Origin of the sequence: Domibacillus indicus, assembly GCF_023715895.1 — a bacterium.
GTDB classification, from domain to species: domain Bacteria; phylum Bacillota; class Bacilli; order Bacillales; family Domibacillaceae; genus Domibacillus; species Domibacillus indicus_A.
This window is the reverse complement of the sequence record NZ_JAMBOO010000109.1, coordinates 1-357: the sequence shown is the minus strand read 5'-3', so window position 1 is coordinate 357 and position 357 is coordinate 1. Positions and strand designations below refer to the sequence as shown.

The following is a 357-nucleotide window of genomic DNA, read 5'->3' as shown; positions in this document are numbered from 1 at the left end:
CTGCGTGCAAAGCAGGCGCTCTCCCAGCTGAGCTAAGGCCCCATTTTAATCAATCGGGAAGACAGGATTCGAACCTGCGACCCCTTGGTCCCAAACCAAGTGCTCTACCAAGCTGAGCTACTTCCCGCTAAAACAAAAGTTCGTTTATAGCATAAACGCGCCTGAGAGGACTCGAACCTCTAACCGCTTGATTCGTAGTCAAGTACTCTATCCAATTGAGCTACAGGCGCAAAGTGCGGGTGAAGGGACTTGAACCCCCACGCCTTGCGGCGCCAGATCCTAAGTCTGGTGCGTCTGCCAATTCCGCCACACCCGCATATACATGGTGAGCCATGAAGGACTCGAACCTTCGACCCT

The 357-nt window shown here is 53.5% G+C and carries 3 tRNA genes; all 3 read right to left on the bottom strand.

Annotated elements, in window-relative coordinates:
* Window positions 1–53: 53 nt before the first annotated feature.
* The 3 genes from M3221_RS25860 to M3221_RS25850 all read right to left on the bottom strand — a co-directional run bounded on the left by M3221_RS25860 (window position 54) and on the right by M3221_RS25850 (window position 316).
* A tRNA-Pro gene (locus tag M3221_RS25860) sits at window positions 54–127 on the bottom strand.
* A gap of 29 nt (window positions 128–156) precedes the next feature.
* A tRNA-Arg gene (locus M3221_RS25855) sits at window positions 157–230 on the bottom strand.
* 4 nt (window positions 231–234) lie between these two features.
* A tRNA-Leu gene (locus M3221_RS25850) sits at window positions 235–316 on the bottom strand.
* Window positions 317–357: the final 41 nt, after the last annotated feature.